At 66.8% G+C, this 24288-nt stretch carries 18 protein-coding genes and 1 pseudogene; 9 read left to right on the top strand and 10 right to left on the bottom strand.

The window, feature by feature from the left end; genetic code table 11:
* The 3 genes from ACWDKQ_RS16405 to ACWDKQ_RS16395 form a co-directional block, all read left to right on the top strand.
* Positions 1-3673, top strand: a 3673-nt coding sequence (locus ACWDKQ_RS16405; RefSeq protein ID WP_450139580.1) for an SDR family NAD(P)-dependent oxidoreductase, incomplete at its 5' end; no start/stop codon positions are given.
* Positions 3654-4112: a nuclear transport factor 2 family protein gene (locus tag ACWDKQ_RS16400; protein WP_450139579.1), complete on the top strand. Its 459-nt coding sequence runs from the start codon at positions 3654-3656 to the stop codon at positions 4110-4112. The genes ACWDKQ_RS16405 and ACWDKQ_RS16400, both read left to right, overlap by 20 nt.
* Before the next feature lie 590 nt (positions 4113-4702).
* Complete coding sequence (locus tag ACWDKQ_RS16395) at positions 4703-5119, top strand: CBS domain-containing protein (RefSeq protein ID WP_450139578.1); 417 nt, start codon at positions 4703-4705, stop codon at positions 5117-5119.
* Between the two features lie 228 nt (positions 5120-5347).
* On the opposite strand, the gene ACWDKQ_RS16390 is transcribed toward ACWDKQ_RS16395, so the two are convergent.
* The 3 genes from ACWDKQ_RS16390 to ACWDKQ_RS16380 all read right to left on the bottom strand — a co-directional run bounded on the left by ACWDKQ_RS16390 (position 5348) and on the right by ACWDKQ_RS16380 (position 9238).
* Complete coding sequence (locus ACWDKQ_RS16390; protein ID WP_450139577.1) at positions 5348-6670, bottom strand: MFS transporter; 1323 nt, start codon at positions 6668-6670, stop codon at positions 5348-5350.
* Positions 6671-6787: 117 nt separating this feature from the next.
* On the bottom strand, positions 6788-8401 hold the full coding sequence (locus ACWDKQ_RS16385; RefSeq protein WP_450139576.1) for an acyl-CoA synthetase: 1614 nt from the start codon (positions 8399-8401) through the stop codon (positions 6788-6790).
* 33 nt (positions 8402-8434) lie between these two features.
* Positions 8435-9238 (bottom strand): enoyl-CoA hydratase/isomerase family protein, encoded by an 804-nt coding sequence (locus ACWDKQ_RS16380; RefSeq protein WP_450139575.1) that lies wholly within the window; start codon positions 9236-9238, stop codon positions 8435-8437.
* A 164-nt stretch (positions 9239-9402) separates the two neighbouring features.
* Between ACWDKQ_RS16380 and ACWDKQ_RS16375 the strand changes: the two genes are divergently transcribed.
* A complete protein-coding gene (locus ACWDKQ_RS16375) occupies positions 9403-10356 on the top strand; it encodes a LysR family transcriptional regulator (protein WP_450139574.1) in 954 nt (317 codons plus the stop codon).
* Positions 10357-10704: 348 nt separating this feature from the next.
* Positions 10705-10869 carry a hypothetical protein gene (locus ACWDKQ_RS16370; RefSeq protein ID WP_450139573.1) on the top strand — a complete coding sequence of 55 codons (165 nt, stop codon included), beginning with the start codon at positions 10705-10707 and terminating at the stop codon, positions 10867-10869.
* 604 nt (positions 10870-11473) lie between these two features.
* On the opposite strand, the gene panB is transcribed toward ACWDKQ_RS16370, so the two are convergent.
* The 3 genes and pseudogenes from panB to ACWDKQ_RS16355 all read right to left on the bottom strand — a co-directional run bounded on the left by panB (position 11474) and on the right by ACWDKQ_RS16355 (position 14314).
* On the bottom strand, positions 11474-12436 hold the full coding sequence (gene panB, locus ACWDKQ_RS16365) for a 3-methyl-2-oxobutanoate hydroxymethyltransferase (RefSeq protein ID WP_450139572.1): 963 nt from the start codon (positions 12434-12436) through the stop codon (positions 11474-11476).
* 61 nt (positions 12437-12497) lie between these two features.
* A complete protein-coding gene (locus ACWDKQ_RS16360; RefSeq protein ID WP_450139583.1) occupies positions 12498-13001 on the bottom strand; it encodes a DUF2520 domain-containing protein in 504 nt (167 codons plus the stop codon).
* Between the two features lie 480 nt (positions 13002-13481).
* A pseudogene (locus ACWDKQ_RS16355) lies at positions 13482-14314 on the bottom strand (IS5 family transposase).
* Positions 14315-14669: 355 nt separating this feature from the next.
* On the opposite strand from ACWDKQ_RS16355, the gene ACWDKQ_RS16350 reads away from it, so the two are divergent.
* On the top strand, positions 14670-15965 hold the full coding sequence (locus tag ACWDKQ_RS16350; protein ID WP_450139571.1) for a hypothetical protein: 1296 nt from the start codon (positions 14670-14672) through the stop codon (positions 15963-15965).
* Between the two features lie 43 nt (positions 15966-16008).
* On the top strand, positions 16009-16998 hold the full coding sequence (locus ACWDKQ_RS16345; RefSeq protein ID WP_450139570.1) for an SMP-30/gluconolactonase/LRE family protein: 990 nt from the start codon (positions 16009-16011) through the stop codon (positions 16996-16998).
* A gap of 417 nt (positions 16999-17415) precedes the next feature.
* Here the strand turns inward: ACWDKQ_RS16345 and larC are convergent, their stop codons facing one another.
* The 3 genes from larC to larE are packed head-to-tail and all read right to left on the bottom strand — an operon-like array spanning position 17416 to position 20076.
* Positions 17416-18576 carry a nickel pincer cofactor biosynthesis protein LarC gene (larC, locus tag ACWDKQ_RS16340; RefSeq protein ID WP_450139569.1) on the bottom strand — a complete coding sequence of 387 codons (1161 nt, stop codon included), beginning with the start codon at positions 18574-18576 and terminating at the stop codon, positions 17416-17418.
* Positions 18577-18583: 7 nt separating this feature from the next.
* The gene (larB, locus tag ACWDKQ_RS16335; RefSeq protein WP_450139568.1) at positions 18584-19264 is read right to left on the bottom strand and encodes a nickel pincer cofactor biosynthesis protein LarB; all 681 of its coding nucleotides are present in this window, start codon (positions 19262-19264) and stop codon (positions 18584-18586) included.
* Positions 19261-20076, bottom strand: coding sequence for an ATP-dependent sacrificial sulfur transferase LarE (gene larE, locus ACWDKQ_RS16330; protein WP_450139567.1), 816 nt, complete (start codon positions 20074-20076; stop codon positions 19261-19263). Before larE ends, larB begins: the two co-directional genes overlap by 4 nt.
* 749 nt (positions 20077-20825) lie before the next feature.
* On the opposite strand from larE, the gene ACWDKQ_RS16325 reads away from it, so the two are divergent.
* Together ACWDKQ_RS16325 and ACWDKQ_RS16320 are read left to right on the top strand one after the other, a co-directional pair.
* A complete protein-coding gene (locus ACWDKQ_RS16325; protein ID WP_450139582.1) occupies positions 20826-21389 on the top strand; it encodes a dihydrofolate reductase family protein in 564 nt (187 codons plus the stop codon).
* 444 nt (positions 21390-21833) lie between these two features.
* Positions 21834-22418: a hemerythrin domain-containing protein gene (locus tag ACWDKQ_RS16320; protein WP_450139566.1), complete on the top strand. Its 585-nt coding sequence runs from the start codon at positions 21834-21836 to the stop codon at positions 22416-22418.
* 351 nt (positions 22419-22769) lie between these two features.
* Here ACWDKQ_RS16320 and ACWDKQ_RS16315 read toward each other — a convergent pair whose 3' ends face one another.
* Positions 22770-24197: an amidohydrolase family protein gene (locus ACWDKQ_RS16315; RefSeq protein ID WP_450139565.1), complete on the bottom strand. Its 1428-nt coding sequence runs from the start codon at positions 24195-24197 to the stop codon at positions 22770-22772.
* Between the last annotated feature and the right edge of the window lie 91 nt (positions 24198-24288).

The following is a 24288-nucleotide window of genomic DNA, read 5'->3' as shown; positions in this document are numbered from 1 at the left end:
CGCCCGCCAAACCGTCCGCTTCGCCGACGCCATCACCACCACCGCCACCCGGAACCCGGCCGCACACCTCGAAATCGGCCCCACCGCCGCGTTGATCCCCCACCTTCCCGCCGGCGCCATCCCCAGCCTCCGCACCGGACAACCCGAAACCAGCGCGATCAACACCGCCCTGGCCCACCTCATCGCCAACGGCACCAACCCCGACTGGCACTCCTACTTCAACAACACCAACGCCCGCCCCACTCCACTACCCACCTACCCCTTCCAGCACCAGCACTACTGGCTCGACCACCGCGCGTCCCGCCCGGCCGATCTCGACGCCGCGGGTCTCGACAGCACCGACCACGCCCTGCTGGCGGTGGCCGTCACCGACCCGGAGTCGGGTGCGCTCGTGTTCTCCGGGCAGATCAGCACCGATGCTCATCCGTGGCTCACGGATCACGCCGTGGGCGACCGGATCGTGCTCCCCGCAGCGGCGCACGTCGACCTCGTCCTGCACGCCGGCGCCGCGTGCGGCCTCACGTTCCTGGACGATCTGATCGTGGAAGCACCGCTCGTGCTCCCCGCCGGTTCGGCACTGGACATCAGGCTGAGCGTGGAGCCTCCGGACACCACCGGCCGCAGAACAGTTCGCGTGCACAGCCGCGAGCCGGGTTCGGAACATGCCTGGACCCGCCACGCCACCGCCGCGCTCGCCATCCCGGGCGCAACCGCACCGACGCATGCCGCGACGTGGCCACCGCAGGACGCCGAGCCGCTGGACCTCGGCGCCGTCTACGACCAGCTGGCCGACCGGGGATTGCACTACGGCCCCGCGTTCCGCGGACTGCGTTCGGCGTGGCGCCGTCCGGGCGAGGTCTTCGCCGAGGTGGCCCTGCCCGGAGGAGCCGAGGTGGCAGGGCACGTCATCCACCCCGCGCTGCTGGACGCGGCCCTGCACGCCATCGGCGTCGGTGAGCTCATCGACGCTTCCGGCTCGGCGCCGAGCCTGCCGTTGGCCTGGCGCGGTGTCCAGGTCGACGCCGCCGGTCCGACCGCACTGCGAGTTCGGCTGGAAGCGGTGAGCGAGGACACCGTCGCTCTGGAACTCTCCGATGAGAACGGACGCATCGTCGGCGGCGTCGAAGCGTTGACGTTGCGCAGGCTGCCCGTCGAGCACGCGCGAAGCGAAGCCCCAAGAGCGCTGATGGGTGTGCGGTGGCAGGAGCTGACGTCGACGCGGGTTCCGGACGCATCGTGGTTCGCAGTGCTCGGCGACGCCGATCCGTGGCTCACGGCGGTGCTGCGGGACAGCGGCGCCCACCACGAAACCTATGCCGATCTGGCCGAACTCGGCGCTGCGGCAACGTCTTCCGGCACCGTCCCGAACGCGGTGTTCCTGGCACCCGCCGCACCGGAGAGCACCGACGTGCCCACCGCCACCGCCGAGATCACCTCCCGAGTCCTCGCATCCCTGCAAACCTGGCTCGCGGACCAGCGGTTCTCAGCGACGCGTCTGGTCTTGCTGACCGAGGGCGCCACGACGCACCCGGTCATGGCTGCGCTCCCGGGTCTTGTGCGCGTCGCACAGGCCGAGCATCCCGGGCGCGTGACGCTGATCGATATCGCTCCCGGCTCGGCGCGCCCAGGCTGGCGCGCGCTCGCGTCCGCGCTCGCATCCGACGAACCGCATGCGGTGATCCGCGACGACGGCACCTACGTGCCCCGGATCGCGCCGGTCACCGGTCCCGGGTCGGCCGCGGTCGACCTGTCCGTGGGCACCGTGCTCGTCACCGGAGCGTCCGGTGCGCTGGGGACGCTGATGGCACGGCACCTGGTCACCGTTCACGGTGTTCGCGATCTGCTGCTGGTGAGCCGCCGCGGCGGCATGGCGGAGCTGCGGGCGGAGCTGGTTGACGCGGGGACTCGTGTCGAGGTCGTCGCGTGCGACGTCGCCGACCGGGACCAGGTTGCCGCTCTGCTCGCGAAGCACCCGGTCCGCGCCGTCGTGCATGCCGCCGGCGTGCTGGACGACCGCGTGGTCGAGTCGCTCACCGCCGAGCAGCTCGCGCGCGTGTTACGCCCGAAGGTGGACGCGGCTTGGCACCTGCACGAGCTCGCCGGTGACCTCACGGCGTTCGTGTTGTTCTCGTCGGCTGCTGGCACACTCGGCTCCGCGGGGCAGGCCGCATACGCAGCGGGCAACACCTTCCTCGACACGCTGGCCGCGCACCGCGCCGCCCACGGCCTCCCGGCTGTCTCGCTGGCCTGGGGGCCATGGGCCACCGAAGGCGGCATGGCCGCGGACCGGTACCGGCTCGCTCGCGGCGGAATCGCACCGCTGACACCGGATGCCGGCCTGGAACTGTTCGATGCGGCATTGGCCAGGTCAGAACCCCTGCTCGTGCCGGTCGACGTCGATATGCCCGCGTTGCGCGCCGCAGCCGCGCGGGAGCCGCTGCCGCCGATCTGGCACGCCCTGATCCGCCCCTCCCATGCGGACAGCCGTGGAGCGAGGCAGGATCTGGCCGCCAAGCTGGGCGAGTTGTCCGACGGCGAACGCGAGCAGGTGCTGCTCGACCTGGTTCGCCGCGAGGTGGCGGCCGTGCTCAACCACCCCTCGCCGGAGGAACTGGGCGGCGACCGGGCGTTCACCGAACTCGGCTTCGACTCGCTGATGGCCGTTGACCTGCGCAACCGGCTGGAGCGGGCAACCGAGTTGCGACTGCCCGCAACCGTGGTGTTCGAACATCCGACGCCACCCGCGCTGACCCGGTTCCTGTGCGACGAGCTGGCAGGCACCGCCGCACCGCCACCCGCAGCGGCAGAGGACACGTTAGGCGCGCTGTTCCGCCAGGCGTGCGCCGAAGACAGGATTGACGAAGGCATGGAGCTGGTCCGCATGGCGGCGCGCTTCCGCCCCGTCTTCCGCGCCCCGGACGAGCTCGACCAGGTTCCGAACCCGGTGCCGCTGGCCCGAGGCCTGCGCGAACCGCTGCTGTTCTGCTTCCCCGCGGTCGTGGCGATGTCGGGAGCGCACCAGTACGCGCGGTTCGCCTCGGCTCTTCGCGACCGCCGCTCGACGTTGGTGCTGCCGGAGCCGGGATTCCTCGCCGGCGAACGACTTCCGGGCAGCGTGGCGGCACTCGTCGACATGCAGGCCCAGGCGGTGCTCGAACACGCCGCGGGCGCGCCCTACGCCCTGCTGGGCTACTCGTCGGGAGGTTGGATCGCTTATGCCGTCGCAACCCGCCTGGAGCAGGCGGATCTGCCGCCGAGCGCCGTGGTGCTCATCGACACCTACCTGCCCCGGGAGATGAACCCCAGGCTGAGCACGGCGTTCACCAACGGCCTGTTCTCGCGGCGCAGCGAGTTCGTCTCCTCCGACCACGTGTCGCTGACCGCGATGGGCGGCTACTTCGAGCTGTTCGGCGACTGGGAACCGCAGCGGACCGGCGTCCCGACGCTGTTCGTCCGCGCCGGCGATGCGCTGCCGGACGCGGAAGGAGCGCCGCTGGCCGACACCGACTGGGGCCCGGACTGGCCGCTGTGCGACGCCAGACCAGAGGTCGAGGGCGACCACTTCACGATCGTGGAAGAGCACGCCGAGTCCACCGCGCACGTCGTGGACTCGTGGCTCACCGCACTCCGAGAAGAGAAGGAGATCACCGAAAATGACCGAGATCACGCCTGAACTGGTCGCTGTCGCCTACGAGGCGGTCACTTCCGGAGACCGGGACAAGGTGGCGCAGTACTGGTCGGAAGACCTGCGCTTCCTCGCACCGGGCAGCCACGCGCACGCGGGCTGGCGAGTCGGCATCGACGACTTCCTCGACTACGTGCAGGGCATGCTGGAAGCATCCGGCGGCTCGTGGAGCATGGAGATGATCTCCTTGCTCATCAACAACGAGGACGGCTACTCGATCGACGCCAACAAGATCCACGCCGTCCGCAAGGGCGCTCCAGAGGGCAGCACCTCCCCGTTCGACGTGCTCGACATCTCCGGAGTGCAGATGCTCAAGTGGGAGAACGGAAAGGTCGTCGAAGGCCATGGAGGAATCTTCGGCGACGGTGCGACAAACTACACCCAGTGGTGGTCACCGCTGAGCGGGAACGGCGAGCGCCGATACTGAGTACCGGTGAAGGAGCGTGATCGTCGCAACGAACTCCACCGCGGCGATCGCGCCCTGCCATACCCACGCGACGCTCTCCTTCGGAACTGCCCGAGCGTTCCCAAGACCCACGGGGTGTTCTGGCAGCACGACGGTTCGGCGAAGGGCCACAACGGGATCGGGCGGGGTAAGTGCTCCGTGGTCGTCGGACTCATCGTGACCGTGCCGTTTTTGACCAGGGCGGTCTGCCTGCCGACCCTGTTGGCGGATGCACATCCCCAAACCGGGCGTCTCCAAACCCGACGCGGCCCGGGCACTGGTCGGGTTGCTCGCCCGCGCGTTCCCCGAACGCACCATCCACGTGGTGGCCGACGCCGCTTACCGGGGACCGGCGTGGCGCACTCTGCCCGGCACCACCACGTTCACCACCCGCCTGGCAGCCAACGCCGTGTGTATGCCTTACCGCCGACACCCAATTGAGATGCTGATCCAGAGATTGTGTGCGCCATGCATGCACCGAGGAACGCTCGGGTAGCCAGAAAAAAGCGGCGTTCTATGAACATGAACGGTCAGCTCAGCATCGCGCATCTACCGGAAAGGATATTCGAGCCATGACGACGGCACGGGAGATCATGACCAGCGGCGCACAGTGCGTCCAAACCGATCAGACGGCGGCCGACGCCGCACGGATCATGGCCGAGCTCGGCGTCGGCGGACTGCCGATCTGCGGACCCGACAACAAGATCAAAGGAGTCGTGACCGATCGCGACCTGGTCACCAAGGTCATAGCCAAGGGGCGGGATGCCGGCACCTTCCCGGCCGGCGACCTGGGTCAAGCGGAGGCCGTCACCATCGGCGCGGACGATCCCGCCGACGAGATCCTACGGACGATGAGCCAGCACAAGGTCCGGCGATTGCCCGTCATCGATGAAGAGCAACTGGTTGGCATGGTCAGCTTGAGCGACGTCGCACGATCGCTACCCCACACGGAGGTCGGCGAGCTCGTGGACACACTCTCCTCCGACTGACTCGGCGGTTTGTGTGTCGCTCTTTCGGGGTCCTCTGCAGCGCTGTGGATAGAGCGCGAATATCGTGTGGCCACTGGGGTATCGTGGTCGGCGCTGTGCTGGCCATCGCGATTGGCGCCAATCCTGAATACACGTGAGCGATATGCAGTGCGGTTCTGCGAATGTCGACGCCGAAACGCCGAGACGCCCGCCCCCGGCTGGGTATGCCGGGGACGGGCGCGGTGGTCGTCAGCGGATGGTCGTGCGCGACAGGGAGAGCATCTTCGTCTCGGTGACGAGGAAGATCACCGCGAGCAGGCTGAGCACTGCGACGCCCATCAGGTAGAACGCCGGGGCGCTCGAATTGCCGGAAGTGCCCACCAACCAGGTCGCCACGAACGGCGCGGTGCCGCCGAACAGGACGTAGGCGGCGGTGTAGCCCATGGCCGATCCGCTGGCCCGCAGATGTGCGGGGAACAGCTCGACCATTACCGGAACGTTGCTGGTGCCGATCATCGCCACCAGCATCGCCAGCACCGAACTGCCCACCATCGCCCCGGCGAGGCTGGTCTCCATGAGCAGGAACGCGGGCAGGGTCAGCACCGCGAAACCGGCGCAGGCGCCCAGTAGCATCGGACGGCGGCCGAAGCGATCGCTGGCCATCGCCATAAGCGGGCACACCACCGAGTAGGCCAGCATCGAGACGACACTGGTCAGCAGTGCCTCGGTCTTGGTGTAGCCCAGCGACGCCGACATGTAGGAGATCATGTAGCTGCTCATGAAGTAGTAGCCCACCGCGTTGGTGATGCTGTACGCGAACAGCGCGAAGATCTGCTTGCGCGCCACCTTGAACGAGTCCCGCAGCGGCGTCCGCGCCTTGTTCTCCGTGCTCGCCAGGGTGCGGAACACCGGGGTGTCCTCGAGCCGGGAACGCAGGTAGAGACCGATCGCGCCGAGCGGCCCGGCGATCAAAAACGGCACCCGCCAGCCCCAGGACTGCAGCGCGTCCTCGGAGAGCATGCCGGTGAGCAGCATACCCAGAGCCGAGCCCGCCACAGCGGCCACGCCGACGGTCATCGGCACGACGCTGGCGTAACGCGCCCGTCGGCCTTCCGGGGCGTACTCCATGATGAACGAGGACGCACCGGTGTATTCGCCCCCGGTGGAGAACCCCTGCACCGTGCGCATCAACAGCAACAGCAGCGGAGCCATCAGGCCGACCCCGGAATAGGTCGGCAGCAGACCGATGAGCAACGTCGAAGCGCTCATGCACAGCACGCTCAACGCCAGCGCGCGGTTGCGACCGACCCGGTCGCCGTAACGGCCGAAGAACAACGCCCCAAGCGGGCGGGCGATGAAACCCGCACCGAAGATCGCCCAGGTTGCCAGCAGCGCCGCCGCCGAGTCGAACTTGGGGAAGAACAGCATCGCGATCGTGGCGGACATGACGGCGTAGGCGCCGTTGTCGAACCACTCGACGAAGTTGCCGATGGCGGAGGCGATGGTCACCCGCCGCCGCGTCCTCGCTAGGTCGGTGGGTGGTGGCGAGGTGGTGAGCTGATCCGGCGGCATATCCGAACTCCTGTCCATTCCGTCCGGTGCTTCGCCCGGTACCTGTCGTAGAGGGAATTAACCGAAACCACTGCGGTGGGGGCGTCGGGCGTCCCGCTGCCCCACCACGAGCACCGCTCAGGCCGTGTCTCGCCGCCGCAGTTCAGCGCGCTGGATCTTCCCGGTGGCCGAACGCGGAAGTTGCGGTTCGAACTCGATCAGCCGCGGGAAGGAGAACCGGGAGTAGTTCTCCTTGGCGAACGTCTTGATCTGCTCGGCCAGCTCCGTGGTCGGCGAGTACCCGTCGGCGAGCTCGATCCACGCCTTCACCACCTGGCCGCGCACCGGGTCCGGCAGGCCCACCACACCGGCGTCGGCGACTGCGGGGTGCTCGCGCAGCGCCTCCTCCACCTCGTACGGGCCGACACGGTACCCGGAGGTCTTGATGACGTCATCGGTGCGCCCGAGGAACCAGTAGTAGCCGTCGGAGTCCATCACCGCCTGGTCCTTGGTGTGGTACCAGTCGCCGCCGAAGTCCGTCTCCGATGCTTCGGGGCGCTGCCAGTAGCCCAGCGGGAACTGCGGGTTGCTGCCCGTGCGCAGGCAGATCTCGCCGGGTTGGCCCTGCTCGACCGGCTGCTCCTGCTCGTCCAGCAGCGCCACCTGCCAGCCGGGCAGCGGACGCCCCATGGAACCCGGTTTGACCGGAACTCCCGGGAAGTTGCCCACCAGCGGATAGGACTCCGTGGAGCCGTAGTAGTCCAGCAGGGTCATGCCGAACTGCTCGCGGAACCACTCGATGAGATCGACCGACAACGGCTCGTTGGCGCAGCAGACCACGCGCAGCGACTGCGGGTACCGGGTGCCCGCGTCCGGGACCTCAGCGCGCATCTTGCGCACGAAGGTCGGATTCACCAGCGACGTGGTGACCCCGTTGCGCGCCATGGCGGCCAGCAGCCCCTCCGGGTCGAACCCGGCCGCGGGCCGGTAGACCAGGTGTGTGGCACCCGCCCGCAGCGGACCCATGAGCTTGGCCATCGACCACGCCCAGTCGCCCGCACCGTAGAAGACGTCACCGGGACGCAGATCGTGGCAGTACTGGAACTCGTTGTGGCCCAGCAGAGTCCGATGTGCGTGCACGATTCCCTTGGCCGCCCCGGTGGTGCCGGAGGTGTAGAAGATAAGCGCGGGGTCGTCGGCTGCGGTGTCCACTGTGGCGTACTCGGCGGGGCGCTGGGCGATCGCGGGGTCGTCCACGCTCACCAGCTGCGCCCCGGCCTCGCCGGCAAGGGGCCGGGCGCGGTCGAGCACCTCGTCCTCGGTGAACAGAACCGTGCTGCCGGAGTCCGCGAGCCGGTAGGCGATCGGCTCGTCCGCCCACAGCAGCGACATGGTCACGAGGATGGCGCCGGTGCGCAGCACTCCCAGGTAGGTCGCCGGGGTGTCCGGCCGCTGCGGCAGCAGCACCGCCACCCGGTCGCCCTTGCGGACACCGAGCTCGTGCAGGTGCACGGCCACCCGCAATGACCGGTCGCGGACTTCCGCCCAGCTCACCTCCTGATGCCGACCGGTGTGGTCCTCGAAGATCAGCGCGATCCGGTCGGCGGGATGATGATCGGCCACGTCGACGGCCATGTTGTAGCGCTCGGGGACGTCCCAGCGCTGACCGTTGACCAGGTCCTGGTAGGCGCGCTCACCTGCGGACAGTTCCGTGGGCGGCACGACGGGACGTTCGGATTCGGTGATGCTCATGCTGGCGGTGTGCTCCAGTTCGTGCGGTCGTGGTCAGCGGCGCTTGCTCAGGAACCGATCCATCTCGCGCTGCGGTTCGCCGGTGGCGTACGCGGCGGCATGCACCTTCTTCGCCGCCTCGACCGCGTCGGTGAGCGCCGCGTCGTCGATCTCGCGCAGCCGCGCCTTGGTCAGCTCCACGGCACCGGACGGGAATTCGGCGAGCTTTGTGGCGAGCGCGATCGCTTCGTCCAGCACGGCGTCCTCGTCGACCAGCTTGGTCAGCAGCCCGAGCCGCTGGGCCTCCACGCCGTCGACCAGTTCCGCGGTGAGCGTGAACTCGATCGTCTTGGCCTTGCCGAGGATGTCCCACATCGCCCAAATTCCCGTGATGCTCGGAATCCCGGAACGAACTTCGGGCTGTCCCATGCGCACTCCGGCGTGGCCCACCCGGAGATCGGCCAGCAGTGCGAACTGGAAGCCGGAACCGGCGGTCACCCCGTTGATCGCGGCGACGGTGGGCTTGTCGATGCCTCGCACCGCCCGGTACAGGATGTCGAAGCTGTCGATCCAGGCCTCCACCGCGCAGTGGTCGGACTGATCGATCGCAGCCGTCTCGGCGAGGTCCTGACCAGCGCAGAACGCCCGACCGCTACCGGTGATCACCACCGCGCGACAGGCCTCGTCCGCGCCGAGTTCGGTGAAGATCTCCACCATCCGGGTGCGCATGTCGTCCGTCCAGGCGTTCAGCTTGGCCGGCCGGTTGAGGGTGACCACGCCGATGTGCCCGCCGGGAACCGGCTCGCGCCGCAACAAGACGGTCTTCGTGCTCGAAGCAGTGGTCGCGGAGACGCTCATGTTGATCCCTCCAGGGAATCCGGGAAATGATCCATACGCATTAGAAGCGCGTGATTCGTGTCAGAATCCGGATCCGGATTCGCCGGAACCGATGCATGAAATGCAACCAAGTGAACCGGACCACGTCCAACACCATTCTGCTCCGGTTGTGATATCAACCTGGTATGGAACTCCGCCACCTGCGCTACTTCACCGTGATGGCCGAGGAGCTCCACTTCGGCCGGGCAGCGGCCCGGTTGCACATGGCGCAGCCACCGCTGTCCCAGCGCATACGAGACCTGGAGCGGGAGCTGGGTGTGCAGCTGTTCGACCGCGGGCGCCGCCAGGTCCAGCTCACCGAGGCCGGCGCGCTGCTGCTCGAACACTCGCGCCGCGTGCTGGAGAGCGCCGAGTCGGCGGAGGAGGCCATGCGGCGGCTGCGCCCAGGTGAGAACAGCGTTGTGCGGGTCGGTATCCCGCCGGACACCATGCCTGCCACGCTGCGCACCCTGCTGCACGAGTTCGCCGAGCAGGCCCCGGACGTGCTGGTCGACCTGCACGAACTCACCACCGACGAGCAGCTGGCGGCGTTACGGGAGGGCAGCCTGGACGCCGCGGTGGTGCGCCACCCCTGCGACATTTCCGGCCTGGAGTCCAGCCCGGTCGCCCGCCGCGAGCTAGGCGTGCTGTTGCCCGCCGATCATCGGCTCGCCGGTCCAGGGCCGGTGCGGCTGCGCGACCTCAACGGCCAGCCGCTGGTGATCTTCCCCCGAATGATGGCGCCGATGCTCTACGACCACGTCCTGTCGATCTGCCGCGCGGATGGCTTCCGCCCCGGCGCGATCCGGCACGCGCGCAACCCGCATTTCGTGCAGGGACTCGTCCTGGCCGGACGAGGTGTGCACCTAAACGAGCCGCCGCTGAGCGAGCCGCCGGAAGGGTTGGTTTGGTGTCCGCTACAGGACTCGCCGTTGGCCTGGCGGACATCGGTGGTGTGGGTGCCGCGCCGCAAGCACGCCGCCATCGAAGCCTTCGCCACGGTCGCCATCGCCGGACTGGCCGCGGCCGGACACAAGACCGAGGAGCATTCCGCGTATTTCCGCGGAACTTCTCAGCGTGAGCCACTCGATACAGGGTGACGACCAGGCGGCGATGGGCCAGTGGCGAAATCTCCTGGATCTGTGTGAGAAGCACGGCGAAAGGTGGCGCCGTGCCTGCGCGCTGTGGGGCATGGGTGTTGAGGCTTGGCGCCAAGGCGAGTGGTTTTCGTGCTCGCAAACTCGAGCTGGAATGCCTTGCCCCGCAAGGCGAAACCCACGACCAGTACTGCGCCGGTCACTGTTTGAAGACTTTGAGCTCGATCGCCGCGAGCACCGGCCAACACAACGAAGCAGCGCACCTGGCCGGCGTCGCTCACGCCCTCCGTGTGGCGGGCCTGATCTCAGACCGGACCGGGCTGCGGCGGACGGGTCCTCGGCATCGGATTCGTGCTGGCTGCCGCGGGTCTGGGAGCCGCGGCGTTCGCGTCACCCGTGCTCGCCTTCGTCATGCTTGTCGTTGCTACGGCCGGGTTCAAGACTACAACGTCATCCTTCTACGTGATCCCCCAGCAGTACCTCGCCGGCGCCCTCGCCGCCCCGGACTTGGGCTGATCAACTCAGTCGGCAACCTCGGCGGTTTCGTCGCTCCGACGATGATGGGGCAGATCCAGGAGCGCACCGGGAGCGTGTCGGGCGGCCTGCGGCGTTCGGCACGACGTTCTCCGTCCCTCGGTTCCTGACTCTCGACAAGCCAGAAACCTAGACGAAGCAACGGCGTGCCCCCGTCTCCGACCCTGCTGGTTAATTTCGGCGCGGTGTTGGGGCTGTTTGGGAAGGCGCGGGCGTGAAGCGAACGGACCGTTCGTGTCGTCTACCGATGCGAACACCGCCGTCCACCACACACCGGTTGGCGAGGCAGAACCGGAGCACTCCCGCGGTGAAACCAGCCCCTCGCGGAATTAACCAGCAGGGTCGTCTCCAGGCCCAAAACCCCAGCTCACACCACCCACGGATCAGTCACAAGAGCCATATATCTCAGGAATTTCCGGCGCAGGACACCCGGCAACCTCTGCAGGCGCTTGTCAGCATTGCTTGCCGTTGATGCTGAGCTGCCGCGTTCGGACATCCGTGGCGCTTCCCGCAGAGGGGCAAACCGACAGCGTGTTAACCAAGGCCGCAAGGCGGTCCCGCTGAACACGCGGCACCGGACGCTTCGTCAATGCTGGAGATTCGCCGCGTGGCTGGCGAACTCGACAGGGCTCCTGGAGCTCGAGTTCGCCGGCGCGGGAACCGACAGCTCCGTCTCGGCGATGAACTGCTCCAGTTCCTCCTGCTTGATGCCGTAGCAATGCTCCGGCGCGGGGAAGGCACTGCGGCGGACTTCGTCGGCGTACTCGCTCACCGCATCGATCATCGCGGACCGCATATTGGCCCACCGCTTGGCGAACTTGGGCTGGAAGCCGTCGAAGATGCCCAGCAGGTCGTGGTAGACAAGCACTTGGCCGTCGGTGTCCGGGCCCGCACCAATCCCGATCACCGGAACCTTCATGCGCGGCATGATGGCCTTGGTGACTTTGGCCGGAACCGCTTCGAAGACGATGGAGAAACAACCAGCGGCTTGGAGACGGAGGGCATCTTCCAGCACCGACCGCGCCCGTTGCGCGGTGACGCCCTGGGCGCGGAACCCGCCCAGGGCCGTCGCGGTTTGCGGGGTCAGCCCGATGTGGCCCATGACCGGGATGCCGGCGCGGACGATGGCCCTCGCCCGCTCCGCCGACTCGCCGCCGCCCTCGAGCTTGACGACGTCACAGCCGCCCTCTTTGACGAATCGAATCGCGGTGCTCACCGCTTGCTCGTTGGAAACCTCGTAGGAACCGAAAGGCAGGTCGCCGACCAGCAGCGGGGTTTTCAAACCTCTGCGAACCGCCGCGGTCAGCATGATCATCTCATCGATCGAGACCGGAACCGTCGTGGGATAGCCGAGCACGGTCATGGCGGCCGAATCGCCGACGAGGACCATGTCGACGCCAGCGGATTCGACCACCTGGGCGCTCGGGTAGTCGTAGGCCGTGATCATCACGATCCGTTCACCGCGGCGGCGCACGTCGGCCAGTGCGTTCACCGTGACCGGTTTGCGGCTGGCTCCGGACTTGGCTTCAGGCTGGGGGTAGGTCGACAAAGCTATCACTCCTAGTTGTTCTTCCCGGCACGCTGGCTGACCGTTGACGCCATCCCTGCCGTCACCGGGTGGAAGGTGGGTCGAAGGATGTCGAGGAGGCGACACGGACCCCCACGTGCGCCGTTCGATTGAATGCCAAATCTCTGGTCGCCTCGACGAGCGCGTCGAACAAGAACAGCGATTGCGGGCAGCGCTGTTCAACCGCGGATCGCTGGAGTGCAACGGTTTTCTCGTCGCCGCGAGCGATGGGCCCCGTCAGCGCACGCGAGGCGCCGAGTTCGCCCCAGTTCCGAAAAGCCGCTTCCACCAACGGAAGGAATGCCCCGCGATCCACTCCCACCGTAGCGGCCATGTCCTCGGCCAGGCCCAGCACCGTGACGAGGAAATTCGCGGCGACCGATGCCGCAACGTGGTAGGCGGCACGATCGCCATCCGCGACCGCGATAGGGCGCATGCCCAGGCTCATGGCCAACTTCCGTCCGACTTCCGATCCCCGCCGGGTCGTACCCGCGATCGCCGCAGCGCAACCGTCGAAGCTGGCAGGCGCGGCTCGTGTGATCGTCATCAGCGGATGCAGGGAGAATCCCTCGTGCTCCCCCAGAACTTCGAGGCCGGTGGCACCCGAGCAGTGTCCGACCAGGACTCCCGGACGCAACCGTGCCGCGACATCGCCGATAGCACCGTCCGGAACGCAAAGCAGGACCACGGGCGCATTCCCCACATCCGGATCACGCCCCAACGGGCCGACGATCTCCGTTCCCGCGTCGCGCAACGAACGTGCCAACGCGGTGCCCATCCGTCCCTGTCCGACGATTGCGACCGGGCCCTCCGGCAGATCTCGCGAAAGGTGATCTATAGCCACAACCGGATTCGTCACGCTCTTTCCCCTCCCGCAAGTCCGGGTCGCCAAAGGCATGCACCTGGCGGTTACACGTCGTGTTGAGGTGAGCGCGCCCACCAACTTCCTCGACAAGCACAAGCTGTGCCCTGACGGAACTTCGCCGACATTGCCAGGTCTAGGAGTCCTTGTGCATTAGACCAGACCTCATTTGGGGTTGTTTTGGGTAAACAGATCCAGCTTGATAGCGCGGCGATAGCAGATCACCGCGCAGGCCAGGCAGGCGAATGCCGCATAAGTGGGTGGCCTTGCGCTCGTAACGGCGAGCCAGTCGACGGGAAACAAGAAACCCACTCCAGGGTGCGTTCGATGACGTAGCGGTGGCGCCCCAGCCGGGTGGGCGACTCGATACCCCGGCGAGCGATCCGGGGATGATTCCTCGCCGACGCAACGCGTTTCGGCATGCCGGATAGTCGTAGCCCTTGTCCGCGTGCAGCTGCACGGCCGGCACCGAGGCCGTCCGACAGGCCCTCTGATCGGTGCAACGGCATCGATCAACGTCTCCAGTTCCCGGTGATCGTTGCGGTAGACCGCGGAGATGACCACGGTAAGCGGGATGCCGCTCCGTTCGCTGTCCGCATGGACCTTCGAGCCGGGCTTGTCCCGATCCACCGGGCTGGGGCCGGTCAGGTCCCCCTTTTGACCGCCCGGACGTGCATTCTGTCCACCGCCGCCCGGGGCCAGGCGATCGCTCCAGCGGTGCCGAGCAGTTCCAGCAGTTCCTGGTGCAGCCGGGTGAACACCTGCGCGGCGCTGCACTCGGTGAACCGGCGATGGACGGTAGGAGCACTGATCCCCAACGACGCGGGAAACGCTGACTAAGCGCACCCGGTTTGCAGCACATACAGGATCGCGGCCAGCACCGTGCCGTCGTCCAACCGACGCCGGCCTCCGCCCAGGTGGCGTTGTGGCACATCGGGCAACAGCCCACGCGCCAGCAGCCACAACGACTCCGGGCACCACTTCTCCACATCGTCCATCGTTGATCAACGAAGTTGCCTCCCCTACAACACACCCAAATGAGATGCGGCCTTAGGCCGGCCCATCGAGAATGAGGCACTCCGGAATATGCCACTGCGAAGGTGAGCTGTCAGCGCCCCTTGCCCGTTCGTACCAACGCCAGTGGCCAAAGAGGAAGCCCGCTGTCGGGCACACAACCCGACGGAATAACGTCGTGTCATACTCGCCAGCGTTCAGCCGTGACCTGGGGCCAATACGCGGTCTTCAGATGTCCTTACAACACTGCGTGATCATTTGGTGCCATCCTCGTTGTCACGCACCTCCTCACCAGCGACGATCACGAAGTGACGCTGGCGCATTAGAAGGATCGGACGCATGTTCAACGTCGAGAAGGTCCGGTTGGCCGGCGCCGACATCGATCTCCCCAGGATGATCCCGGTCGAGCAGCGGTTCGCCGCCGACGCGGTCGAGGACCTCGAAGGCGCGATCCGCGGCCAGGTCGCCGAGCACGACCACAACCGCCCGGTCAGCGGCAAGCGGATCGCCATAACCGTGGGAAGCCGCGGGATTGCCCAGATCGACCGCATCGTGGCCACGCTCGTCGACGCCCTGCTCGGCTGCGGCGCCAAGCCGTTCGTGGTGCCCGCCATGGGCAGCCACGGCGGGGGCACCGCCAAGGGGCAGCGGCAGGTGCTGGCCGAGTACGGGATCACAGAGGAGAGCATCGGCGCCCCGATCGTGTCCTCCATGGAGACGGTCGTGGTTGCCGAGTTGGTCGACGGCACCCCGGTGCACTTCGACGCCGAAGCCGCCCAGGCCGACAGCGTCGTGGTGCTCGCCCGGGTCAAGCCGCACACTGACTTCCGCGGCACGCACGAGAGCGGCCTGGCCAAGATGATCGCCATCGGCCTGGGCAAGCACCGCGGCGCGACCACCCTGCACACCCACGGCATGGGCGCCTTTGACACGCTCATCCCGGCGGTGGCCGAGGCGGTCCTCAAGGTCGTCCCGATCGAGTTCGGGATGGCCGTGGTGGAGAACGCCTACGAGCGCATCGCTCGGATCGAACTGATCCCGACCTCGAAACTGCTGGAGCGCGAGGCCGATCTGCTGATCGAAGCCAAGCAGCGGATGCCCAAGCTGCTGGTGTCCGACATCGACGTGCTGGTCGTCGACGAGATCGGCAAGGACATCAGCGGCACCGGCATGGACCCCAACATCACCGGCCGCGCCCAGGTCAACACCGACAAGTTCCACGCCGTACCGATCAAGCGGCTGGTGGTGCTGGGCCTGACCGAGTACACCAACGGCAACGCCAACGGCCTGGGCATGGCGGACGTGACCACCCAGCGCTGCCTCGACCAGATCGAGTTCGGCTCGTTCTACACCAACTCGCTGACCGCGGGCCTACCCGACGCCGCCCGGATCCCGATGGCGCTGGCCAACGACCGCGACGCCATCATCGCGGCCCTGCACATGACCCGCGGCCCGAAGAACCTCCCGCCGAAGATGGTGCGCATCCGCAACACCCTGTCGATGCCCCGCATCGAGGTTTCCGAGGCCTACGCCCAGGAAGTCGCCGATCACCCCGACATGACCGTGCTCAACGAGCCGCACGACTGGGACTTCGACGCCACGGGGACCCTCCAGCCCCTCCCCGCCACCCACTGAAGGACTGCGGCGGGTCATCAGTGACTACGTGGAAGGACGAACAATGGAGCTCTTCGCCCGAGGGGTGTGCGCCCCCGAGTGCCCGGTGGTTCTGGACAACGGTGACATTCTGGTGGTTGAGATGCGCCGGGACCGCGGCGCGGTCACTCGTATCGACGCAAAGACGCGGGAATTGCACACGGTCACGTTAACTGGTGGTTTCCCCAATGGACTGCTGCGTGATGCGCAAGGCAAGCTGTGGGTCGGCGAAGCCTACGAGCACGCGCTCATCCGCTACGATGCGGAGGGCAACGAGGAAGCACGCATCACCAGTTGCGGGGACGAAGTTTTCCGCTGGCCCAACGACCACGTCATCGGCCGTGACGGTGCGATCTACATGACCGACTCCGGCGCGTGGGAACACGATTTGCTCGATCCCCTGAATATGACGCTCAGGCCTGGCTGGACCGACTACCCGTTCGACGGCCGGGTGTACCGGATTGATCGGGCAACCTTGGACGTCACGCGGATCGACAACGGCATCCGGTTCGCCAACGGCATCGCCTTCGACCGCCACGACCGGCTCTACGTAGCCGAGACCATAGGCGGAAACATCTATCGCTACGACGTGTTCGGCGCCAATCCACGACGCGAGCTGTTCGGCAACGTATGGGACGGTACGGTGCCCGACGGTTTCATCGGCCCGGACGGCATGAAGTTCGGCGCGGACGGACGCCTTTACTGCGCGGTGATGGGCGCCGGGCACATCGCGGTCTTCGGCGAGGACGGCACGGTGGTGGAGCGGATCCAGACGATGGGCAAGGCGCCGACGAATATCGCGTTCACCGAAAACGGAGAGCACAAGATGTTCGTCACCGAGATCGCCAACGAGGCAATCGAGGTGCACGATGTCCTCTGCGATGGTCTACCGATCCACCGGGGCGCGCCGACCATCAAGGTCAGCACAAGCATCCCGCCGCAGCGGGACAGCTCGTCCAACCCGGTCGCGACGAACTCTGTCGGCACCACGCCGTCGCTGGCCGGAAACCCGTGAATGTGGGCGGCGGGCCCGCTCCCGGGCGCACCGCCATCAACGACCAGCGTTGCGAACTGTGGTAGCCGCCATCGGCCATCCCCGCCCCGGCCGGTCGGTTTCCGGTCAATCCCGGATTCTCGATAGACCGTGCGGTCGTTGCGGTTACCGGGCTGCTGGTTACTCGAGTTAGGGACCGGACTGTGCGCTAACGAGCCTTCTTCGGAGAGTTCGTGGTGCCGGACGTCCCAGGCGGTGCGCATCGACGTGATGCGCACCGCCTCGGCCCGCGCGGAACCGGCGAGCGCGCCTCGGGGCCCGGGCTCGCGGGTGCCGACCGCCAGCAAACAGATCATCACTGCCACAGCGGTGGCCTTCTAGCCGAGGTCAGCAGGGCGCGCGGGGACGTGTTCGGGTGCGTGCCGAGCCCGATCGCCGTCAGCTCTCTGCCCAAAGGTCGTCGATGAGGGCTCGTGCTTGATCGGCGAGAATCCGGACGGGAACTCCCGTGGCGTCCGCGATGGCCGCCAGGTCGTCGTGCTCAGGCTTCGCGGTGTGCGGGCCGATCTTGACGCGGACGGTGAAGCCTGCGAGCTCCACCGTTGTCCACTCACGAGGCACCGACCGGCGTAGGACCGCCGTGCGGCGCACCCCTAGCGTGCCGGTCGACCGGAGCAGGTGATTCTCGACCGCATCCGCCGCATGCGGCTCGCATAGCGCACACACGAGCTGGGCGGGACGGTTCTTCTTACCGACAGCCGGAACGAGCCACGCATCGGCGGCCCCCACGGTGAGCAGCTCAGGGATCAACGCACCGAGGACTTCCCCGGTGACGTCGTCGACCGTGGTTTCCAGCATGGTCATCGCTTCGACGTGACCTGATCCTCCCACCGGAGACCCGAGCACTGCGGAGAGAACATTCGGTCTTCCCGGAGTCTCTCGAGTACCGGCGCCGTAGCCCACGTTCTGGATCGTCATCGGCGGCGCTGGGCCGAACCGAGTGCCCATGGCACCCAAGAGCGCGGCCCCTGTAGGCGTGACCGTCTCCTGGTGGCTGTCGATTCCTATCACCTGTGCACCCATGAGGAGATGCAGGGTTGCCGGTGCCGGTACCGGGAGAACACCGTGGGCTGCGGAGGTCTGCCCGGTCCCCATTCCGAGAGGACCGGACCACACCTGCGAAATCGCGAGGGCGTTCAGGGCGGCTGCGACTCCTACCGTGTCGACGATCGTGTCGACTCCTCCGAGTTCGTGAAGGTGGACATCGGCAACAGAGACCCCGTGGATCCTTGATTCGACCGATGCAAGCGAGGTGATGGCGGAGGTCGCCATGGCCGCGACTGGAGCAGGAGTGGCGCGGCCTGCCATCGCCAGCAGGTCCGCGGCGCGGCGTGCCGGCACGATCTCATCGACCTCGACAACCGCATGCAGGGCGCGCACCCCCTCGCGCTCCACTGAACGCGTGCTCAGGTGCCAGCCTGTGACTCCGGTGGCTTCGATCGCCGTGCGAACAGCCTCCATCGGCGCACCCAAATCCAGCAGCGCGCCGAGCAGCATGTCACCGGAGATGCCCGAGACCGGGTTGAGAGAAAGGATCATCGGCTACTCACTGCGCCGACGGCCGCAGGGCCTGGGTGAGACGATACGCGGCCATCGCGGCCGCGAATCCGGAATCGATGTTCACGACTGTCACGCCTGCCGCGCAGGACGTGAGCATGGCGAGCAACGCTGTCACGCCCTCCAACGCAGCGCCGTATCCCGTCGAGGTGGGTACTGCCACCACGGGGCAGGCCACGAGTCCGCCGACCACGCTGGCCAGCGCTCCCTCCATACCCGCGACGACGACCACGGCGTGGCATGCACGGAGATCGTCGACGCGCTTGAGGACGCGATCGATACCGGCTACGCCGACGTCACGGATATCGAGAACGCGCATCCCGATGCACGAGGCCATGGCCGCGGCTTCGCTGGCCACTGGCCCGTCGGCCGTTCCGGCCGTGACGACGCCGAGGGTGAACTGGCCTTGCGCGGCGGGGCGCCAGATGAGCAGCCGAGCCTCTGGAACGTGGACGCCACCGGGAACTGCTGCCAGTACCTGCGCGGCAGCGACGTCGTCGATGCGCGTAATGATCACAGGGCCGCTGTTGACTTCGAGTAGTTCGGTGGCTGCCGCCGCGATCTCCTCGACCGTCTTGCCTGGTCCGTAGACGACTTCGGGCAGACCCTGGCGCCGTTCACGATCGACATCGAGGGTGAGGTTCGCACCAAGGTGCGACTTCGTCGTCATCGTGCCACCGGGGTCAGGGTGAGCAGGGCGTTCATGCTGCCGCTTCGGAATCCGAGGAGGTCGAGCGAGACGAAGGTGAATCCCTCAGCCCGCAGATGCTGCGCGAGCTCTCGGCGACGCCGAAAAGCGGTGTCGAGCTCGTCCTCGGAGACCTCGAGCCGCGCGAGGGTGCCGTCGGCATGCGCACGGACGCGGAACTCGCGCAAGCCCGTCGCTCGGAGAGCCTCCTCGGCCACCTCAATTCGCGCCAGCACCTCAGTGGTGACTTCGTCGCCGTAGGCGATGCGGGAGGACAGACATGCCGCGGCAGGCTTCGATGCGGTCGACAGCCCCAGCTCGGCGCTGACCGCGCGGACGTCTGCTTTGCTCAAGCCCGCGTCGACCAGCGGGAAGACGGCACCGCGCTGCGCTGCGGCGACCTGTCCGGGTCGATGGTCTCCTAGGTCGTCGGTGTTGGTCCCCAAGGCCGTATGAGCACCCATCAGGTTTGCCAGTGGTACGAGAGCGTCGAACAGCGCCGTCTTGCAGTGGAAGCATCGGTTGCCTCCATTGGCGACGTACTGCGGATTGTCGAGTTCATCGGTGCATACCTCTACGTGCGGGATGCCGCGGTCTCGGGCGAAGGTCCGCGCGGCGCGACGTTCCGACGTGGGCAGGCTTGCCGATACGGCGGTCACCGCCACAACACGACTACCGAGGACCTGGTGTGCGACCGTGGCCAGGAGAGCCGAGTCTGCTCCGCCGGAATAGCCCACAATGAGGCTTTCCTCCTGTTCCAATCGGCCTACGAGGCGATCGAGTTGCGCGCTCATCGGTCGGTGTCCTCCAAGTACGGGATCGTCTGTGGTCCTTCGGGCAGACCACAGACGCGAGGCTCGGGTCCGAGGGAAGCAACGTGACAACCGAGCCTCCCTGAAGGGCGAGTGGATCAATGATTCTCCAGCAACCCGACTCCACCGAACCGCTTATAGATCGAATTCTCTACGGTACGAGAGGAAGCCCATACTCGTTCAGATGTGACCGGAGCGGATGGGGGACGACACAGCGGGGAGAAGCACCGCCAGCCTGACCGGCGTCCGGCGGCCGCGAGCACCGTCACGGCGACCATCGGATTGCGCATCATGCTGCCGCCCCGAACGAGACGAGAGAACCTGGCTGGACCGTTGACCCCATCTCGTCGAACGAGTGGACATTGCTCATCGATCCTCCGACTTCAGAGTCGCATAGTCAACGCTCGCTGAGCGGCGTAGGTGCCCGCGCCGACGACGAGCACCTGACTCGTCTTCGCACCGTACCGACCGCTTCGTCCAAAGCGGCTAGGTCCAGGGCGCCACCGAGTGCGGTCATCGAGTGGGCGCCTCGACGATCCGCCGCGTTTTCAAGCGATTGCGCCACCGACCCTGTCTGTCCGCAGCCGCCGCGCAAGCGCAACTCGGTCTTGCGGGCAGGTCGCCATGAGAATGCCCCCCAGTGGGGGCGCCGACTGCCCTCTCCGTCTGGGGACAGCGAGATCCGAGAGGTCGCGCGATGAGTTTCGCGCGTGCGGGCAGTCTTTATGGCCATGGGAAAGTTGAGCTATGGCATGAACGTCTCCGTCGACGGTTACATCGCCGATAGGTCCGGCAGCATCGAGTGGTCCGAGCCGGAAGATGAGCTGCACCAGTACTGGAATGACCACACCCGTGCTCTCGCGGTGTCGCTGTACGGGCGCAAGCTCTGGGAGCTGATGTCGGCGTACTGGCCGACCGCCGACGAGGACCCGTCCGCCAGACCCGTGGTGGTCGAGTTCGCCCAGCTGTGGCGGGCGGTGCCGAAGGTCGTGTTCTCGCAGTCCCTCGACAAGGTCGAAGGGAACGCGCGGCTGGAGCGCGGTGACCCGGTCGAGGTCGTGCGGAAGATGAAGGACGAGACCGACGGGCTCATCGAGGTGGCAGGCGCGACGCTGGCAGCACCACTGGTCCGGGCCGGGCTCGTCGACGAGTTCAACCTGGTCCTCACCCCGGCCGCCGTCGGTGGCGGCACACCGTTCTTCCCTCCGCTGGACAAGTGGATCCCGCTCGAACTGGTGGAGAACCGCACCTTCCCGTCCGGCGCGGTCCTCCTCCGCTACGTCCCGAGAAGCTAGCCGACGGTGAGGGTGGGCGAGCCGGTCTGCCGACTCGCCTGCTTCCTCGGCGATGCGCATGGCTTCTTCGATGAGGGTCTCCACGCTTCTGGTGTTCCGGCAAGTTTCTGCACCCGCGTCGCCACGTCCGACCAGGTCGAGGTGGCCTTGCCGTCGATGCTGACAACCCCGTCGCCCTCACGGAGACCCGCGTCGCGAGCGGCTGACGGTCGTTCGAGCCTCACTCGGCGTACTCGAACCTCTCCGGGTACTGCGTGAGACAAGACCGTCACCATCATCGCCGAGGACACCCACTTCCAAATCTTCGACCGCGTCCGCGACCTCGTCGACTGCCACGTCATACCTCGATCGCCTCCACCGCGCTCCGCTTACGTTTGCTCCTGTCCCGTGCCGGTTACCCAGATATCGCCGACCAAGCAAATCGACGAACTGGAGGGCGGCACCGTGAGTACTGCACAAACTGAACGCCAGGAAGCCGCGAGGCTTCCAGAAGGGGATGTGGTCCGCGTTCTCCTGGAGCAGCACGCACGCATCCGCGACCTCTTCGCGGAGGTCAAGAACGCACAGGGTGAGCAGAAGCAGAACCGGTTCGACGAGCTGAGGGCCTTGCTGGCCGTCCATGAGACTGCCGAGGAATTGGTCCTGCGCCCTGTCGCGAAGAAGACGGCCGGCGAGGCCGAAGCCGAAGCGCGAAACCAAGAGGAAGAGGAAGCCAACCACGTACTCGCCGAATTGGAGAAGTTGGACGTCAACAGCACGGACTTCGACGCCAAGCTTGCGGACTTCGAACGCTCGGTGATCGACCACGCCGAGCACGAGGAGCGGGAGGAATTTCCCCCCGTGCGCCACGGCAGCCAGCAAGACGAGCTCAACGGAATGGGCAGCCGGCTGCAAGCGGTCGAGAAGATGGCCCCAACCCATCCCCATCCCACTGCCGCGGGGTCCCCGGCTACTCAGATGCTCACCGGCCCCTTCGCCGCTATGGTCGACCGCGTCAAGGATGCGATCGGATCCAGTGGCAAGAAGTGAGCGCGGGCGCTGCCAAATAAAATTAGGCCCGCTGAAGTCATCGCGGCGTCTTCGAGCGTGCGCCCGGTTGGCTCGGTTGTAATAAAGCAAGCCACGCGAAGTCTGCGTAGCCAGCAGGTAGCTCGTCCGTACGAGCACGAGGACCGCAGCACTGAGGAATCCTGAAGCGCAATGGGTGTCTCTGGTGGTCGCCGCCCGATCACCAGAGACACCGTCCTGGTAGTGGCTGGGTTCGACGTGGTAGATGCCGTACGGGATGGCGTGCTGCACGCCCGGGCCGCTTGAAAAATGTGGTGATCAACCTCGACCGGCTCGCTTGTCGGCCGCCGCTCAGCCCGGCCATCGGGGTTCTCAGCGGTTGAACACCGGTAGGTCGGCTGGAGGTTGCGGGATGAATCCGCCGTGCTGGGCCATCTGGTCGTAGAGATGGCCGTGCGACTCCGCGAGCGTTGCAAGCGCTGCGTTAACGTCGACGTGCACCAGCCGGCCGTTCCGCTTGACCACCCGCCCATCGACCAGCACAGTGTGCACGTTGCCCGAGTTGGTCTGCGCAATGATCGCGCCACAAGGGTCGTGGCGGTTCCAACCGGCCTGGCTGATGCCTGACATATCCAGCAATACGATGTCGGCCCGCTTGCCCGGTGCCAAGATTCCTGTCACGTCGTCGCCGCCCGCGGCGCGGGCACCGTTGACCGTGAGCCACCGCAAGGCGTCGTGCGTTTTCCACCGCATGACCGTGGGCAGTGTCGACCTCGCGTAGTCTTCTTGATCCTCCCTCCACCGGGTCACCTGTAGGACGAGCCGTGCGTGCGAAATCATGTCGCCGCCGGTACTGCTCGTGCAGTCGATGCCGAGGCTTGGCCCGGGCGTGTTCTCGGTGGCCTCACGAATGGCCGGGAATCCCATACCCATCTGCATCTCGGTCTCGGCGCAAACCGAGATCATGGTGCCGGTCCCCCGCAGCAGGTGCCATTCGTTCTCAGTGCTGAATGTCCCGTGCACCAGGAGAAGATCGCTGCCGAGCATGTTGTGGGCGTGCAGCGCCTCGATGTCCTTGAAGAGGTTGCGCGCGATGACTTGGTTGGAGTGGAACGTGATGCGTGCGCCGAGCTCGCGGGCCAGCTCGAATTCCTGCTTGACGTCCCCGAAGGGAGCGATGGCTAATTCCTGCGGGGCGATGCCGAAGCGCAGCAACTGTTGCTCGCTCGTGAAGTACTGGGCGCGGATTTCCCGCGCCAGCCGCGCCCGCCGGGCGAAGTCGCCTTCTTCCACCGACTCGTCCAGCCCACCTTTGGTCTCAGACCACGTGTTCGACTTGATGGGCAGGAGGCCATGGCCGTACAGCGCGCGCACGCCCGCGTCGCGGAGTCCAGCGACCGCAGCGTGCGCGTGGTCGCCGGAGACGATGTTGTGGCAGTAGTCGACCAGCGTGGTCACCCCCGAGTTAAGGCAATCGAGGCCACCGAGGTAGTTGCCCGCATACATGTCCTGCGGGCGGTACTTCGTCGCCATCTGCAGCCGGAATCCCCTCAGGTAGTCGAGGATGTTCCCGTCCGCCAGAATGCCCCGGAGCCCGGTTTGCCAGGTGTGTCGATGCGTGTCGACCATGCCCGGCATGGCGATCATCGACGAGGCGTCGATTCGCTCGGTGTCGCCAACGTCGAGGTTCGGCCCGATCTCGACGATGACACCGTTGTCAACGAGGATGTCGGCTCGTTCGAAGTCACCGAGAACGTCGTCCATCGTCACCACGGCAGCGTTCTCGATCAGTGTGCGCATGGCCCGAGTGCTCCTCTCCGTGCGGCGGACAATCGGATGCCGTCCTCAAGCGGTCCCGTTCGGTCGTTGATCGACTGTGGAGAAGAGGCTG

Source organism: Saccharopolyspora sp. NPDC000995 (genome assembly GCF_053599315.1).
This window is presented reverse-complemented; position numbering and strand designations above follow the sequence as displayed.